This window comes from Paraburkholderia sp. USG1, from assembly GCF_031570135.1.
GTDB lineage: Bacteria > Pseudomonadota > Gammaproteobacteria > Burkholderiales > Burkholderiaceae > Paraburkholderia > Paraburkholderia dioscoreae.
On the sequence record NZ_JAMWXW010000007.1, the window covers coordinates 1 to 16181 of the forward strand.

16 protein-coding genes are annotated in these 16181 nt (G+C 63.7%); 8 read left to right on the forward strand and 8 right to left on the reverse strand.

Annotated elements, in window-relative coordinates; genetic code table 11:
* Positions 1-78 precede the first annotated feature (78 nt).
* Together NE850_RS11185 and NE850_RS11190 are read left to right on the forward strand one after the other, a co-directional pair.
* A complete protein-coding gene (locus NE850_RS11185; RefSeq protein WP_035516334.1) occupies positions 79-504 on the forward strand; it encodes a CopG family transcriptional regulator in 426 nt (141 codons plus the stop codon).
* 99 nt (positions 505-603) lie between these two features.
* Positions 604-1704, forward strand: a complete 1101-nt coding sequence (locus NE850_RS11190) for a PHB depolymerase family esterase (protein WP_035516337.1) — start codon at positions 604-606, stop codon at positions 1702-1704.
* A gap of 20 nt (positions 1705-1724) precedes the next feature.
* Here NE850_RS11190 and NE850_RS11195 read toward each other — a convergent pair whose 3' ends face one another.
* Entirely contained in the window at positions 1725-2534 is an 810-nt protein-coding gene (locus NE850_RS11195) for a mechanosensitive ion channel family protein (RefSeq protein ID WP_007175668.1), read from the reverse strand.
* A gap of 151 nt (positions 2535-2685) precedes the next feature.
* Here NE850_RS11195 and NE850_RS11200 point away from each other — a divergent pair, with 151 nt between their 5' ends.
* Positions 2686-2901, forward strand: a complete 216-nt coding sequence (locus NE850_RS11200) for a DUF2945 domain-containing protein (RefSeq protein WP_165185369.1) — start codon at positions 2686-2688, stop codon at positions 2899-2901.
* Positions 2902-2982: 81 nt separating this feature from the next.
* On the opposite strand, the gene NE850_RS11205 is transcribed toward NE850_RS11200, so the two are convergent.
* The 3 genes from NE850_RS11205 to NE850_RS11215 all read right to left on the reverse strand — a co-directional run bounded on the left by NE850_RS11205 (position 2983) and on the right by NE850_RS11215 (position 6243).
* Positions 2983-4692 carry a bifunctional diguanylate cyclase/phosphodiesterase gene (locus NE850_RS11205; protein WP_007175670.1) on the reverse strand — a complete coding sequence of 570 codons (1710 nt, stop codon included), beginning with the start codon at positions 4690-4692 and terminating at the stop codon, positions 2983-2985.
* Between the two features lie 433 nt (positions 4693-5125).
* Positions 5126-5626, reverse strand: a complete 501-nt coding sequence (locus NE850_RS11210; RefSeq protein ID WP_007175671.1) for a GAF domain-containing protein — start codon at positions 5624-5626, stop codon at positions 5126-5128.
* Positions 5627-5820: 194 nt separating this feature from the next.
* Positions 5821-6243, reverse strand: coding sequence for a molybdopterin-binding protein (locus NE850_RS11215; protein WP_007175672.1), 423 nt, complete (start codon positions 6241-6243; stop codon positions 5821-5823).
* Positions 6244-6540: 297 nt separating this feature from the next.
* On the opposite strand from NE850_RS11215, the gene NE850_RS11220 reads away from it, so the two are divergent.
* From NE850_RS11220 to NE850_RS11235, 4 genes are all read left to right on the forward strand, one after another.
* Positions 6541-8178, forward strand: coding sequence for an SH3 domain-containing C40 family peptidase (locus NE850_RS11220; protein WP_007175673.1), 1638 nt, complete (start codon positions 6541-6543; stop codon positions 8176-8178).
* A 151-nt stretch (positions 8179-8329) separates the two neighbouring features.
* Positions 8330-8794, forward strand: a complete 465-nt coding sequence (locus NE850_RS11225; protein ID WP_007175674.1) for a VOC family protein — start codon at positions 8330-8332, stop codon at positions 8792-8794.
* A 33-nt stretch (positions 8795-8827) separates the two neighbouring features.
* On the forward strand, positions 8828-9298 hold the full coding sequence (locus NE850_RS11230) for a VOC family protein (RefSeq protein ID WP_007175675.1): 471 nt from the start codon (positions 8828-8830) through the stop codon (positions 9296-9298).
* 103 nt (positions 9299-9401) lie between these two features.
* Positions 9402-10610, forward strand: coding sequence for an MFS transporter (locus NE850_RS11235; protein WP_310698743.1), 1209 nt, complete (start codon positions 9402-9404; stop codon positions 10608-10610).
* Positions 10611-10685: 75 nt separating this feature from the next.
* On the opposite strand, the gene NE850_RS11240 is transcribed toward NE850_RS11235, so the two are convergent.
* The 4 genes from NE850_RS11240 to NE850_RS11255 form a co-directional block, all read right to left on the reverse strand.
* Positions 10686-11489, reverse strand: a complete 804-nt coding sequence (locus NE850_RS11240) for a transglutaminase family protein (protein WP_310698744.1) — start codon at positions 11487-11489, stop codon at positions 10686-10688.
* 111 nt (positions 11490-11600) lie between these two features.
* Complete coding sequence (locus tag NE850_RS11245) at positions 11601-12509, reverse strand: transglutaminase family protein (RefSeq protein WP_007175678.1); 909 nt, start codon at positions 12507-12509, stop codon at positions 11601-11603.
* Positions 12510-12861: 352 nt separating this feature from the next.
* A complete protein-coding gene (locus tag NE850_RS11250; RefSeq protein WP_007175679.1) occupies positions 12862-14289 on the reverse strand; it encodes an HdeD family acid-resistance protein in 1428 nt (475 codons plus the stop codon).
* 150 nt (positions 14290-14439) lie between these two features.
* Positions 14440-15372, reverse strand: coding sequence for a recombination-associated protein RdgC (locus tag NE850_RS11255; RefSeq protein WP_007175680.1), 933 nt, complete (start codon positions 15370-15372; stop codon positions 14440-14442).
* A gap of 220 nt (positions 15373-15592) precedes the next feature.
* On the opposite strand from NE850_RS11255, the gene NE850_RS11260 reads away from it, so the two are divergent.
* Positions 15593-16141 (forward strand): ester cyclase, encoded by a 549-nt coding sequence (locus NE850_RS11260; protein WP_051058939.1) that lies wholly within the window; start codon positions 15593-15595, stop codon positions 16139-16141.
* Positions 16142-16181: the final 40 nt, after the last annotated feature.

Below are 16181 nucleotides of genomic sequence, written 5' to 3' on the forward strand. Positions count from 1 at the left end.
GACCACACCCCACCCCAGGCGTATAACCATCCCACTGGATGTTAATTGGATGGCCTCAAGATGCCTCCCAGAGTGCAAATGCCCAAACTCAGCCTCATCGACACCTCTCGCCCTAAAGGCGGCGAGACCGAAAAAATCACCATCAACCTGGGTCCGATCGACCTCGGCCAGATCGATCTGCTGGTCGAAGAAGGTTTTTACTCGAACCGTACCGACCTGATCCGCACGGCGATCCGCAATCAGCTCGCCGTGCACGCGCAGGTCGTCACGGAAACCGTGACGCGGCGCGCCCTGGTGCTCGGTCTGCAGCACTTCTCCCGGCAGGATCTCGAAGCGGCTCGAGCCGCGCACGAGCAACTCGACATTCATGTGCTCGGCCTCGCCAGCATCGCAGCCGACGTGCCACCCGAACTCGCGGCGGCCACGATTGCATCGGTGGTGGTGCTCGGCGCCTTTCACGCGCCGCCCGCGGTCAAGGCAGCGCTGGCGGGCCGCATCAGTTAGGCGCGGCGCCCGATTCGATCGTGGCTAAACGACATGACTCATTCAGTCGACCCGCTCCCGTACGCCCCCCCACAGGTCACGCAGGACAACGCAAACATCATGAAGATGAACGAAGATTTTCTGAAATCAATGAAAGACGCCTTCGAGCTATTACGCACGAAGGGCCCGCAGGAAGCCACCGCCGCTGTTCAGCGCGCGCTCTCGGGCGGCAACGCAAACCAGCCTCACATGGACCACGCGCGGACACCCTTCACACCGTCCAACGCCGGCGAATGGGCGCAAGCATGGACGCAGGCGCAAACGCAAGTGAGCCCCGCGCCCCACGCCCCCGCCGCGCCGACCTTCGACGCCGACACGCCGGGCACCTTCAGCACACACACGTTCGGCAACTCGGCCGGACAACGTCAGTACAAGCTCTACGTGCCTGCTGCTTACACAGGCGAACCGTTGCCGCTGATCGTAATGCTGCACGGCTGCACCCAGAACGCCGACGACTTCGCCGCCGGCACGCGCATGAACGAAATGGCTGAGCGTCACGGCTTCATCGTCGTGTATCCGAATCAGATGCAGGCGGCCAATCATTCGAAATGCTGGAACTGGTTCAAGCCTGCCGATCAGATGCGCGACCAGGGCGAGCCGTCGTTGATCGCCGGCATTACGCGGGAGGTGATGGGACGCTATCGCGTGGATCCGGCGCGCGTGTATGTGGCGGGTCTGTCGGCGGGCGGCGCGATGGCGGACATCATGCTGAAGACTTCGCCCGATCTCTACGCGGCAGCGGGCGTGCATTCAGGCCTCGCCTACGGCTGCGCGAAGGATCTGCCCTCGGCGCTCGGCGCGATGAGGGGCGGCAAGGCGCAACGTCATCGCACGCGCGCCGTGCCGCAACGTCCGCTTATCGTGTTTCATGGCGATGCGGACACGACGGTCCATCCGTCGAATGCGGCCGAGATCGTCGCGTCCTTCGACGCCGGCACGACCACAATCAGCGCGCAAGCCGGGGCTGCAAGCGGCCGGCATGCCTATACGCAGCAACGGCATGTCGCGGCGAACGGCGTGGAAGCGGAGTACTGGTCGATTCACGGCGCGGGTCATGCATGGTCGGGCGGCAGCCAGCAAGGCTCGTACACGGACCCGTCCGGCCCCGACGCGGCCGCGGAAATGGTGAGGTTCTTCCTCGCCCATCCGCGAGCGCATTGAGTCGGCCCATGCGCGACGAGCTAGGCCGCGACCGGACAACCGGCTTGTTCGAGCGCGGCCTGCGCGTGCTCGTGCAGATCGCCGCTGGCAAGCGAGGCGTCCGGCGTGCGCACCCACGCCGCGATGCGCAGCGTCGCGCCGCCATCGTCCGGATAGTCCGCCACCGTGACGACCGGCGCGAGCGTGGCTCCGCTCAGCACGCGCGGTTCGTCGGCGACGAGTTTCTTCAACTCGCCGATCGCTGCGTCGACGTCCTTGCGCTGCGCGAGGCCCACTTCGACCTCGATACGCTGCGTGCCGCCGCTGCTGTAATTGATCACCGGATTGCTCCAGATCTGGCTGTTGGGCACGAATACCGCGTTGCCGTCGCCGCGCTCGATGCGCGTGGTGAAGAGCCCCACTTCACGCACGATACCCGCGGCCGCGCCGCTGCCTTCGATCACGTCGCCGACGCGAAACGGCCGCAGCATTAGCAGCATCATGCCGGCGGCGATGTTCTGCAGCGTGCCTTGCAACGCGAGTCCAATCGCAAGACCGGCCGCACCGAGCACCGCCAGCACGCTGGCGGTCGCGATGCCGACTTCGCTTAGCGCCGCGATGAAAACCAGCACGCGCACGGCCCATGTGCTCATGCCGGCCAGCATTGGCGCGAGCGTCGGGTCCGCATGCGTGCGCGCGAGCGCTCGGGCGAACATCGTGCCGACGCGATTCGACAGCCACCAGCCGACCACGAGGATCAGCACGGCCAGCACGATATGAAGGACGTCGTGCGTCAGCGTGACGAGCAGCGACGGCTGGAAGTGAAAGAGTCGGGCGAGGAGATCGTTCATCTTGAGTCTTCGTTCCGTTACGGTTGGGTGTCCAGACGCAACGAAGCAGGATACGTTCCTGCTCTTTACGCTCACGTGGCGAGGCACAAGGCTTGCTGAAACATGCTCGGAAGAGCGGTGGCCCTGAATCGTGTACAGGAGTGAGTGCCCCATGTCCCAACTTCTGAAGCCTGGAGATCGCGTTGGCTGGAACACGCCGCAAGGCGTCACGCAGGGCAAGGTGGTGCGCGTCATCTCCGCCCATACGACCGTTGAGGGAAGAACCGTCGATGCGTCCCCATCCGATCCGCATTACGAAGTGCAAAGCGAGAAGAGCGGCAAGCATGCCGTTCATCGCGACGACGCCCTGCATCGGATCAATAATTGATATGGATGGCTAATCATCTCTGCCGGTATGGCGCCAATACTGCATGCCGGCGCGTCATCCGGCCGTCGGCAAATCCGCGCCTTAGAGTGTACCCAACGGCCTCAACAAATTCCGCAGCGCGCCAACAGTAATCGGGCGCGAAAACCAGAAGCCTTGTGCTTCATCGCAACCGAGCGCTTCCAGTTGCGCCGCCTGCTCCGCCGTTTCGACGCCTTCGGCCGTCACGCGCAATTTGAGCGCATGCGCCATCGCGATGATGGCGCCCACCAGCGCCTCACACTGCGGATCCGAGCTCATGCGCATCACAAACGAGCGGTCGATCTTCAGGCGATTCAGCGGAAAGCGCGTCAGATACGCGAGGCTCGAATAGCCGGTGCCGAAGTCGTCCACCGCGACTTCCACCCCCAGATCGCGCAGCGCAAAAAGCGTTTGCAAAGCCTGTTCGGTGTCGCCGAGCAGGACACCCTCGGTGATTTCCACTTCGAGATATGAAGGGTCGAGCGCGGCCTCGTCCAGCGCTTCGCGAATCGTCTCGAACAGGTTCTGCCGCTGGAACTGCTGCGGCGATACATTCACCGCGAAACGCGGCAACGTGCCGGTCAGCCGCAGCAATTTTCCGGCGTCGCGGCACGCGGTCCGGATCACCCACTCGCCGATCTGCTCGATCAGGCCCGCCTCCTCCGCGACCGGCACGAATTCGACGGGGCTGATCAGGCCGCGCTGCGGATGGTTCCAGCGCAGCAGCGTTTCGACTTGCGCGATACGGCCGTTGGAGAGCGTGACCTGCGGTTGATACACGAGATGCAGTTGCTGGCGCTCGATCGCTTCACGCAGCATGGTCTCCAGTTCGAAGCGGCGCGCGGCCTGACCTTCCAGCGCGGCGGAAAAGCGCCGCACCGCATTGCCGTTCACAGCCGATGCCGCCGACAACGCCACGCCCGCGCGACGCATCAGCGTAGGCGCATCGCCACCGTCGGCCGGATAAGCCACGATGCCGATGCTCGCGGTGATGTTCAACGCGGTGCCGGCGTAGTCGATCGCTTCGGCGATGCGGCCCAGCGCTTCGGCGGCGAAGGCATCGGCGGCCGCGCCGGTTTCGTTGACCAGCAGCGCGAACTGCGTCCCGCCGATCGAGGCGATGGTGCCGTCGTTTGGAAAGAGACCGCGCAAGCGTTCACCGACGATCTGCAGCACGAGCTCAGCGGCATGCAAGCCGAGCGCGTCGCGCAGTTTGCGCAAGTGATCGAGTTCGGCGATCAGCACGGTGAAACCGCTGCCATTGCGCTGACAACGCGCGATCGTCAACTCCAGCCGTTCAGTAAAAAGCGTTTGATTTGGCAGACGGGTCACGCCGTCGTGATGCGCGACGTACCAGAGACGCGCTTCCGACTGCGCGTAACGTGTCATGTCGAATGCCATGCCCACGTAACACGCCGGTCCGGCGGCAGCACCGCCGGCATACGCCGGCCCCGTGACGAGCGGCGCCAACGCCAGCACCACGCGAATCGGCGTGCCATTGCGCCTGAGGAAACTCCATTCGCCTTCATAGCGGGACGTCACCATTTCAAGCGGCGGCAGCTCGGCGCGCCGCCTCACCAATTCGGCCGGGTCGAACAAGGACTCGAAGGTGCGCCGCCCGATCAGTTCCTCTGCCGCAAATCCAGTCAGCTTTTCGAAAGCGGCGTTGATGGAATCGAACGTGCCGTCCGCGCAGCAGATAAACATGCCGCAAGGCGCCGAGGCCAGCGCGGCGTCGCACGGACGCGCTGCGGCGTAGAGGGGGTCTTGCATCGCGCCGGCCTTTTGATATTCCTGAGTAGTGGAAGAGCGATCGAACGTGTTTTTGACGCGCGCGCAAACAGTGAAGCCCCGAGTAAAGCGGCGAAACTCCGGTCCGATGTTTTGGGCAACCGTGCGTATGATAACGGCTTTCGCGCCCCCGCCGACCTCGTAGAGCCCGCGTTCTTCGCGCCAATCGTTTCCCTTGGTGTAATCCCCGACTCTTTGCGGCAAAGGTGGCGATTTCAATCGATCTGGTCCACTCGCCAGTCTAGCGGGTCGAACCGTTCGAGCGGAACACCGCAAGCGGTTCGTCGAGCCGCGTCATACTGATGGCCTTGCCGGTGACGTCGGCGGCGAACGTCTTCGGCTGCTAGTAGCGGCTGCGACTCTGCGGAAAAACACCAGATTCCGCCGCGCCGCTACTGCGCAAATCTCAGGAAGCCTACGCGGCGCGCGGCAACGCTGCCTGGATGAACACCGAGCACAGCGCTTCCATGCCCTTCGCGTCTTCTTCGTCGAAGCGTGCGACAACCGGGCTGTCGACATCCCACACGCCGATCAGCGTGCCGTCCGGCGCGACCAGCGGCACGACGATTTCCGATTGCGAGGCCGAATCGCAGGCAATATGCCCGGGAAACTCATGCACGTCGCGCACGACCTGGGTCTGACGGGTTTGCGCCGCCGTGCCGCATACGCCCTTGCCCAGCGCGATGCGTACGCACGCGGGCTTGCCCTGGAACGGTCCGACCACCAGTTCCTGACCGTCGTGGAAATAGAATCCCGCCCAGTTCAGATCACTGAGGGAGTGAAACACGAAAGCGGAAAAATTCGCGGCGTTCGCGATCCAGTCGGTTTCGCCGGCTAACAGCGAGCGCGCCTGGGCGACCAGTTCTTCGTAGTGCGCGGCTTTGGGCAGATGCGAGGCGGTGGAAACTTCGAACATGACGGCGTCCGTGATGAAAGCGGAAAAAGAAACTGTAAACCGCGCAGTTTAAAGCAAGCCGCCGTTTCCTTCACGGCGCGCAAAGCGGAGCGCCGCGCCACGCACACAGCCTCTTTCCTTGCCGTTCCATCAAGCCCCGCGGGCTGTCATTCAGCGCTGAAACCGACGGGAATGAATCAGTCGACGATCGCTCGTCACTCCACGCCGATAATCACGCTCGATGCCTTGAAAATCGCCGTCGCCGCTTTGCCGTTCGCGAGACCGAGGCGATCGACGCTTTCGTTGGTGATGATGGCCTCGATCTGCGCGCCGCCGGCGCTGATCGACACCTCCGAATTCACCGCGCCCTTCGTGACCGCCGACACCGTACCGGTGATGCAATTGCGCGCCGAGACCTGGTTCTTCGTCACATCGACCATCACGATCACCGACGACGCCTTGACCAGCGCGAACGCCTTCTTGCCCACCGCGAGGCCGAGCGAGGTCGCGCTGCCGTGCGTGATGATCGAGACGATCTCCAGACCGTTCTGCGTACGCAGCGTGACTTCGTCGTTCACCGCGCCGTGTTTGAGTTCGGTGACTTCGCCGGCGAATTGATTGCGTGCACTGGTTTGCATGTTGTTCTCCTGTTTTGCAGCCTCGCGCGAGCGTTTCGAGGCGATGCGTTCGGGTAGGCAGCGAGTGTGGTGAAACGCTCGCCGGTTACGGCAGCCTGCGTGTGAAGCAAGGTATCGCACCGCCGCTATTGACGACGCGAACCTCAATGAAACCACATAAGTGTTGCGTATGGGCGTACACAATGGGCGCACACATGAGTGCGCACAGCGGGCGTACACGACGAAGCGCCCGCAAGACATGCGGCACAATGCGCCGACACCGTATTATCGTGCTCTGGACCTTCTTCACGGAATCCCATGCCCGTTGCCGTTCTATCCTGCTTCGCCGCCGCATGGCCGAACGCTCGCCGCGCCGCCGCGCTGTGCGCCGCGCTCGTGGCGCTCACCGCCTGCAGCAATCCGTCGCCGCCGCACGACGCACACGCGCCGCTCGACACAATCACCCTGTTCCCGATCGCCGGCTACGACCAGGACGTCGATCACTGGCTCGAACCGGACAGCCCGGGCTACGACCAGCCGTTCCTGAGCGCAGCGGATCAGCAGGCGCATTTCAGAGCCCTCTACGCGCGCTACTTCGGCACCGGCACCAGCGCGCCCTCGCCGTGGAATGCCAGCTTTGTGACGATGCGCGTCTATCGTCAGCAAGGCGCGGACATTGCCGCGTTGCAACAGCGGCGTATCGACAAGTTCGACAACACCGGCAGGAGCGGCGCGGGTATCGGCTATGGCGAAAACTTCCGGCCGCACGACAAGGCGTGGATCGACGCGATCGCGCAAAACATGAACGTCGGGCAGTTCACGCAGACGCCCGTCTATCGGCCCGAGCGGCGCGCGATCGCCACCGGCAACCTGATGGTGCGCGAACTGCCGACCACCGACCCGTCGTTCTACGATCACCGTCTGGCCGGCGAAGGCTATCCGTTCGACAATCTGCAGATTTCGGCCGTGCGGCCGGGAACGCCGCTGTACGTGCTTGGAAACAGCGTCGACGGTGCATGGTTCTACGTACAAACGCCCGATGTGCAGGGCTGGGTGCGCAGCGACGGCGTCGGCACGACCGACGACCGCTTTGTCGACACATGGCGCGCCGCGGCAGGCAAATCGCTCGGTGCGGTGATCGTCGCGTCGGCGCCGGTGCGCGACAGCCGCGGCGTGTTCCGCTTCGCCGCACCGGCCGGCACGCTGCTGCCGCTCGTCCAGGCGGATGCGGCACGCCCGGCGGCGGCAAATCCCGTCGCAAGCGATCCGGGCAACGCGAGCCAGACAAGCGGGATGACTGGCACGGCCGATGCCCCCGCCGCGCGCCAGGTACTCGTCCCGGCCCGCAACGCCGACGGCGAAGCACTGATCCGCACCGCCGCGCTGAGCGGCGCGCAAATCGCGCCGACGCCGCTCACCGCCACGCCGCGCCATCTGGCCATGCTGATGAAAGCATTGATCGGGCGGCCCTACGGCTGGGGCAACAGCGGCCTGTACAACGATTGCTCGTCGGAACTGCAAAGCATCTTCGCGGCGTTCGGCGTCTGGCTGCCGCGCCATTCGTCCACGCAGATGAGCGCAGGGCGGATGATCGACCTGTCGTCGTCCACGCCCGCGCAACGGCTCGACTATCTGGCGCAGCACGGCGAGCCGCTGCGCACGCTGATCTACATCGGTGGCCATGTGATGCTGTATATCGGCAACACCACCCGCAACGGCAGCGCGGTGCCGGTCGTCTATCAGGACGTATGGGGCCTGCGGCCCGCCGACAATAGCCGGCGCGCGGTGATCGGCGGCTCGGTGATCTTGCCGCTCTTCGAACACATTCCCGAAGACGCCACGCTGCAATCGCTCGCCGCCACGCCGACGTTCCAGATCAGCATCCTCGGCGCGCCGCATGGCGGCGTCCCGGCGCCGTCCGCCGCGCCGCCGGACGAGGACAATCCCGCCGGTTAAAACCTGCGCCCGGGCGTTCGCCGCACGCCCGGCGCAAAAATATTTTTTCCGGAGTGTCGATTCAACGGTCATGTACTCGTCGTAACGTTGGAGACCTGGCTCGTACAGTCGGTCTTTCAACACGAACCTGTTACTTCAAGGAGTCGCCGTCATGTCCAGCAATGCTGTCAAACCGATCCCCGACGGGATGCACTCGCTCACGCCCTATCTGATCTGCGCCAACGCCGCGGACGCCATCGCGTTCTACGCCAGGGCCTTCAACGCCGTCGAACAGGTGCGCCTGCCCGGCCCAGGCGGCAAGATCATGCACGCCAGCCTGAAGATCGGCGATTCCATGCTGATGCTGACCGACGAATGGCCTGAGCACCAGGCGTTCGGCCCGAATTCGCTGAAAGGCACGCCGGTCACGATTCACCACTATGTGGAAGATGTCGACGCCAGCTTCAAGCAGGCGGTCGACGCCGGCGCGACCGTCGTGATGCCCGTCACCGACATGTTCTGGGGCGACCGTTACGGCCAGCTGAAAGACCCGTTCGGCCATAGCTGGTCGTTGGCCACGCACAAGCGCGACCTGAGCGCGGAAGAAATCCAGCAGGCCATGGCCGCCATGAAGTAACGCACGGTCCGTCCGGTGAGAAGGAGAAGCGTCATGCAAAAGATTGCACCTTGCCTGTGGTTCGACGGTAAGGCGGAAGAAGCGGCCCGCTTCTATACATCCGTGTTTTCCGATTCCCGCATCGCCACGACGATGCATTACACGGACGCCGGACCCGGACCGAAAGGCGACGTGCTGGCCGTCACGTTCGAGATTGAAGGCCAGGAGTTCATGGCGCTGAACGGCGGCCCGCAATTCACTTTCACGCCGGCGATTTCGCTGTTCGTGCACTGCGGCTCGCAGGAGGAGATCGACCGCTACTGGGCGAAACTCACCGATGGCGGTACACCGTGGCAATGCGGCTGGCTGCAGGACCGGTTCGGCGTCTCGTGGCAGATCGCGCCGGACGTGCTCGGCGAAATGCTGCGCGACCCGGACGCCGCCAAAGCGAGCCGTGTGATGGCGGTCATGATGAAAATGGTCAAGCTGGATATCGCGCAGCTCGAAGCGGCTTATCGCGGCTAGCAGCGTCGCGACATGCCATGCGCTCGCGTGGAGTGGCCGTGCGGCGCGAGACCGCCATCTTTGATAGGATCGGTCTCGACCTCTAAACGGCGGGACATGAACGGTGCGCGTCAACCATCAGGCTTTTTTCTGCTCGCTGTTTGTCGCGCGTCTTGCCGATCAGGTTCTGCTGTTTCTCGTGCCACTCGTCGTATTCCAGACCACGCATCAGGTTTCGTGGTCGGGGCTCGCGTTCTTTATCGAAACGCTGCCCCGCTATCTCGTGTTTCCTTTCTTCGGCGCGTTGTGCGACCGCGTCTCGCCGCTCAGATTGATGCGCGTGAGCCAGGCCGTGCGCGCGCTGGCGTGTTTCGGCGGCGTAGTCGCTTATGCGCTATTCGGCGGTATCGGCTGGCTGATCGCGCTCTCGGCCGTATGCGGCGTGTTGACGAGCCAGGGCCTCGTCGCGCGTGAAGTCATGCTGCCTCAGATCTTCAGCACGCGGCAGTTTCAGCGTGTGCTCGCCTGGTCGCAGTTGGCGGATCAACTAGGTTTCGTGCTCGGTCCGATGCTCGCCGCGCTGCTGCTCGGCCTATGGCGTTGGGAATGGGTCGTCAGTGCGACCGGTGTGCTGTTTCTGTGCGCCGATGGCGCGCTGCTGCTCTGGCAGCGCACGAGCGGTTTTCGCGCCGCCGATCCGCCGCCCGCGGCTGCCGGCCACTGGACGCTGCCCGTGCGCATCGCGCTGCGCCATGTGCTGATGTTGCCCGGCCTGAAGAAAGTCGTGCTGCTCGCCGCTGCCGAAAATCTGGTGATCGGCGTGACGCTCGCCACATCCGCTGCGATGGTGACCGGCTTTCATGCGCAGTCGAACCACTACTATGCCGCGCTGCAAACGGCCGGCGCCGTGGCCACGGTGCTGATTCTATTGACGATCGCCCGGGCCGCATGGACGGCCCGGACCCTGGGCCTCGTCGGCTTCGTTTCGATCTGCGCGGGCGGCGTGATCGCCGGCGCAAGCGCGGCGCCGTGGGGCTATGCGCTCGGCTTCCTGCTGATCGTCGGCTTCGACAAAATGTTCAACGTGTATATCCGCAGCGCGCGGCAACAGATCATTCCGCCGCAGGATTACGGCAAGACGACCGGCGTGGTGATCATGCTGAACAACCTGACGCAACCGCTCGCCGGCCTGCTGGTCAGCGTCTTCTCGACGCGCACGCAAACCGGTCCGCTCATCGTGATCCTGTCGCTGACGATGGGCGGCATCGGCGCCGTCGTCTCGATCGGCGCGGCGCTGGCGCGACGCAAGCGCGCGTTAGCGCTCTGGGAATGATGCCGCGACGGCTCATGTGCGCGCCCTCGCCACGATGCCACGTCAGGCCGCCGTGCGTATTTCAAGGCCACGCACCTACAGCGGTTCGCACACCACGTCGAACTTCAATAGTTGCGTGGGCCCAAAGGCATTGCTGATCGCCACATCAGCCGCGTCGCGCCCGCGCGCCATCAGCACGCGCCCCGTGCGCGGCGCATTGTTGCGCGGGTCGAAGATCTGCCAGCATCCGCCGATATACGCCTCGAACCATGCGGCGAAATCCATCTGCGCATAGGGCGGCGGCAAGCCGACGTCGCTGATATAGCCGGTGCAATAACGCGCCGGGATATTCATGGCCCGGCATAGCGCCACGGCCAGATGCGCGAAATCCCGGCATACGCCTTTGCGCTCCTGCCAGGCCTGCCACGCAGTCTTGGTCGGACGCGCAAAGTCGTAGCCGAACACGATATGGTTGTGCACGTAGTTGCAGATCGTATCCACGCGCACACGCCCGAGCGGCAGCGTGCCGAAGGTCTGCCATGCGAATTCGGACAGCAGATCGGTTTCGCAATAGCGGCTGCCCAGCAGAAACACCAGCGTATCGTCAGGCAGCATTTCCACCGGATGCTGTTCGGTGTACGGCGGCCGCGTTTCCGGCTCGGAGGACACCTCCAGCACCGCACTCGTCGAAAAGGAAACTTTTCCCGGCGGCGCCACGATCCGGCTGCACAGATTGCCGAACGAGTCACGATACTGACGGATCGGCACCGGCGGATCGACCACCAGCAAATCGGGATTCAGCACCTCTTTCGCATGCGAATAGTGGGTGTTCAACATCAGCAGCATCGGCGTCGGTTGCACACACTCATAGACCAGTTCATAGCCAACGCGCAATTTCATCGCAGCGCCCTTTTCCAGTTGAAACATTCAGTTGACGTGCGAACACGTTCCATTTATCCATCCGGGACGTTCGGTGCACTCTTATTCGCCCGTGCTTGTCCTCATTCGCACTCATTCACCTTCAGTCACGCTCACATCCACCTGCAAACCGCGGAACGAATGCGGCGCGCCATGCCACGTACCCCACAACGGCAGCGCCTGGTATGCGTTCCACGCCACCGCCACGCGAATCAGATGGCGGTTGCCGACGATACTGTTGGTCGGATCGAAATCGACCCAGCCGGCACCCGGCAAATAGATCTGCAACCATGCGTGCGTCGCGCCGCCGCCTTGCGCCGCGTCGTGCTCGGGCACGAACAGATAGCCGCTCACGAAGCGCGCCGCGAGACCGAGCGAGCGCACCGCGTCCATCATCAGCACGGCGAAATCGCGACAACTGCCGCTGCGGCTGCGCAAGGTGTCGCCGGGACGGTTCACGCCTTTTTCCGTGCGGCGCACATAGAAAAACGTGCTCTTGATTTCGAGCGTCATGGCGCGCAAAAGCGCCATCGTGCCGCCGCCGGCACCAGCGCCGCGCTTGCCGCTCTTTGCAGCGCCGCCGGCCGTCGGCACGAAACGGCGCGCCCACTCGTCCACGTCGCTGTCCGGATACGGACGGCTGCGCGCGTTCACGAGATCGGACGCTTCCTCGTTGGTGTACGCGAACGGCCAGTTCACCGCATACGGTTCGAGTGCATAGTCGGGCATTGGCGCTTCGAAGTGCTCGAGCGTCACTTCGCTGTCAAAGCGGAGTTCGCTCGCCTTGTCCGCGAAACTCGCGACCGCCACCGAGTTGTCGAATACATCGTGCAGCCAATGAAGCCGCGACGGTGTAGGCGTGATCACCAACTGGTTGGTAACGAGGCGCAAATCGTGGCTGGCGCGCGGGCGAAACATCATGCGATGCTCGCCGAAGCGCACGGGTTCAGAGTAACGGTAGACACTGACGTGACGCACCGTGAATCGCTGCGGCTCATTCATCTGACCGCCTGATGAATGCCGCCGGGTTCGTCCTGTCCATCGTGTTCACGCTTGTAAAAAAGCCACAGCCGCAGCAGGCGAAGAGCGCGCCGCGCGGTTTTGATCTTCAATGAGCCACGGCCGGGTTCCGGTGTGGTCGAGTGGTCTCAGACAAGTTGACCGACGGGGTCAGCATACACCCGCCATATTGGTTGAAAACACTCATTTGGGTGCTGCGTCGCGTGCGCGGAGTTATCAACAGAATCTGTGCTCAAATCTGTGCATAACTATCCGGCAAAAACTGCAAGCCATTGATGCAGATGCTATTTTTACCGCGACGTCGAAGTTGTGCAGCGCTCGCCGCGAGCGCGCCTCATTCGCGCACCGCGTCGCGCGCCGTGTCCTCGGCGACGCTCGCGTGGCGCGCCTCTTCGCGCCATTGCTGGCGCGAGCGAACCATTCTCTGCACCGCGAGGCGCGCCATCTTGACCCAGCCCGAAGGTCGCGGGTCGGCCAGCATGCTAAGGGCGCGCGCATAGTCGAGTGTGAGGCCGGGCGTCCATGCCATCGTTGCGGCTCGCTTGCGCACTTGCGCGGCGACCCACAGTTCGGGTGTGGAGATCACGCGCAGAAACGGCCGCCACCCGCCGAGGCCGCCCCACACGCGCGCCGATGCCCCTTCGATAGCCGCTTCCAGTGCGCGCGAGACACTGCTCGAACAGTTGCGGTGCGTGAGGTTATACGTCGCGTCCTGCCGATACGCGTCCCAGAAACGCCGCAACCGGACCGGATCGTAATTGCGGATCCGCACCTGCACGGTGGAAGGACACCACGCTTTCGACTCGGTCGCGTAGTCGGGCTGGAACAGGCCCGGCACGTCGTTCTCACGCGTGGCGCGTAGAAGCCGCGCGAAGTCGTCGGGCGAGCGGTCGATCTCGACGCCCGGATACAGGCTGATGTAGATGCCCTCGGGCGATTCGAGCGCGGCATGTCCAGTCGATATCACGCCGTTGCGATCCACCGCCGCGATATAACGATCGACGATCGGCTGCCGCCGCGCCTCGCTTTTCGCTGAGCCGACGGGCGTCCACACGTGTACGGTCAAGGCGGCTTCATCGGCGGCGGGGGGCCCATCCCATTCGTGGGCGATCACGCGGCTCGCGGCCAGTTCGCTCGCGGCGGCGATGCCGGCATCCGCCGCAGCGCCGTTCGCGGCGAGTCCGGGGTTCGCGGCGACCGCGGGATTCGAGTCGAGCCGCCGCACCCGCGTGCTCAGCAAGAACATGTTCCAGCCGCCGAAGATCAGGCCGAGTCCGAGACAGTACGGCACCGTGCCGACGTAGTGCGTCGGATAAGGTTGATAGAAAAAAATCGCCAGCGCGATTTCGACACCGCCGCCGATCATCGCGAGCCGCCACGTGCGATAGCGGACCACTTTGGCGGAGACGATCTGCAACAGCCCATCGGCGAGAAAGAGCGTGCCGAAGATCATCGACAGAATGAAGTTGCCGTGCTCATGGCCGACGAGAATCAGCGCCGCCGCAGTGGAGAACGCAATGCCTTTTACATAGCGCAGCGTACGTTGCCCGCCCATGCCGGTCCAGGCGACGGCCAGCGTGGCGAGGCCTTCCAGCAACAGGAACAATGCGAATGGGGTGATCGGAAAGTAGAGCGCGCTATCGAGCGCATCGATGAACACGACGACGCCGAGCAGCAAACTGATGCAGCCGACGAGCCGCAACGATCGCCAGCGCGTGCGCAGGTAATCGACTCCAAGCAGAATCATGACCAGACGAACCATCGCAAGCCCTCCGTGATTGACGCGCCCTGCCGATCGCCATCTTATACACGTTCATGGCTCGGGCGCGCAACGCTTCGGCACGACGGAGCCGTCCATGCGCATGCGGCGCGCCCCGTTCAGACGCGCCGGCCTGCCACGAATCGAAACGTCTTACGCCGCCGCGGCTTGCGGAATCGCTTCGCCCTGCTCGCCGCCCAGCGCGTCGAGCAGATCGCACAGCATGCGGTCGAGTTCGGCGGTCATCAGCGTGACGTCAGAGTCGAAACGTTCGTCGTCGTTCTGCGCGGTGGGATCGCCCGCTTCCTTCAACACGTCGAGCGGCGCGATGCGCTTGATCGTGAGCGACGGCGTCAGCACGAACGACACGCGATTGTTCCATGTCATCGCGAGCCGCATGCATTGCTTGCCGGCTTCGATATGACGGCGCATGTCTTCGGCGTCCAGTGTATGTCCCACGTAGCGCACGGTGGCGTTGCCTTCCGCGGGCGAACGCAACTCGGTGTCCTGATCCAGCGTGAAGCCCGCCGGACCCTCGCCTGCGAGCAGCCATCCGGTCATGGCCGCGACCGGCGAGTGCGTGACGCGTACCGTGCCGAGCGGCAATTGATCGATCGACTTCACCAGCAGGCCGCGCACTTCATCGGCGACCGCTTGCGAAGCCGCGTCGATCACGAGCCAGCCGTTCCTGCAGTCGATCCACACGCGCGTATCGCGGCGAATGCTGAAGGCGCGCGGCAACAGTTCGTCCGTGACCTGCTCCTTGAGTTCGCGCATCTGTTTTCGGCCGGGTTTGAAGCCTTGCTGTTCCTCGAGTTCGAACGCGCGCGCCTTGGTCACTTGCGTGACGACCGAAGCGGGCAGCAGTTTCTTTTCGGCGCGAAACACCAGCAGCATCTGGCCATTGAGCGAATACACCAGCGAGTCGCTGGAATCGTTATCACGCGGCGATGCCCAGCCGTGGCTTTGCATCTCGACGCTGTTGCCGGGCGCGAACGCATGCGGCGCGAGCCATTTCTGCATCTGTTCGGGGGTGACGGACCACGGTGCGGGAAGACGGTGAAGCTGAAGGTTTTTGAACCACATGGGCAGAGTCGTGTACGGGCAAAGCGCACCATTCTATCTGACGATCGACATCGCGCGACCGGCGGGAGACTGACTCTCTGACCTCACGCCGAACCTTCGCGCCGCGCGCATCGTTTTCAAAAATAACCCGACAATCCTTTAAGAGTTAGACCAATTATCAAACACGGCAATTAGCCAGAGAATGCGCTCCATCGACCTCAACATCTCTCTGGAACGCGCCATGTCCACCTCATCGATGTCCCGAATCGCCCGCCATATGCTGATCGCCGCGAGTTTCGCGGGCGCCGTGAGCGCCCATGCCGCGAGCGACGCCGACCTGCCCGTGCCGCACCATCTCGCCGTTGCATCGAACTCGGCGCAAAGTGCCGCGATCGTGCAAACCGCGCGCCGCTACGCAGCATTCTGGAACACCGGCGGCGAGGCCTACGCGACACGCGCGCTGTCGCCGGCTTTTGTGGACCGCACCTTGCCGGACGGGCGCCCGCAAGGTCGTGACGGTCCGCTGCAGGCGTCGAAGGGATTTCGTGCGGCGGTGCCCGACCTGCACGCCGAAATCGACGACCTCGTGGTGGCCGGCGACCGTGCCTCGGTCCATCTGCATTTCTACGGGCACTTCACAGGACAGTTCCAGAATCTCAAAGGCAACGGTCAGACGATCGACTTCCAGGCCTTCGACCTGTATCGCGTGAAGAACGGCCGCATCGTCGAAAACTGGCACCTCGAAGACAATCTGACGTTACTCAGGCAGCTCGGCGCCATCAAGCCGTAATGGTTTAGCCGTAGACGTTTTGAGCGCGCTTTACGTTGAG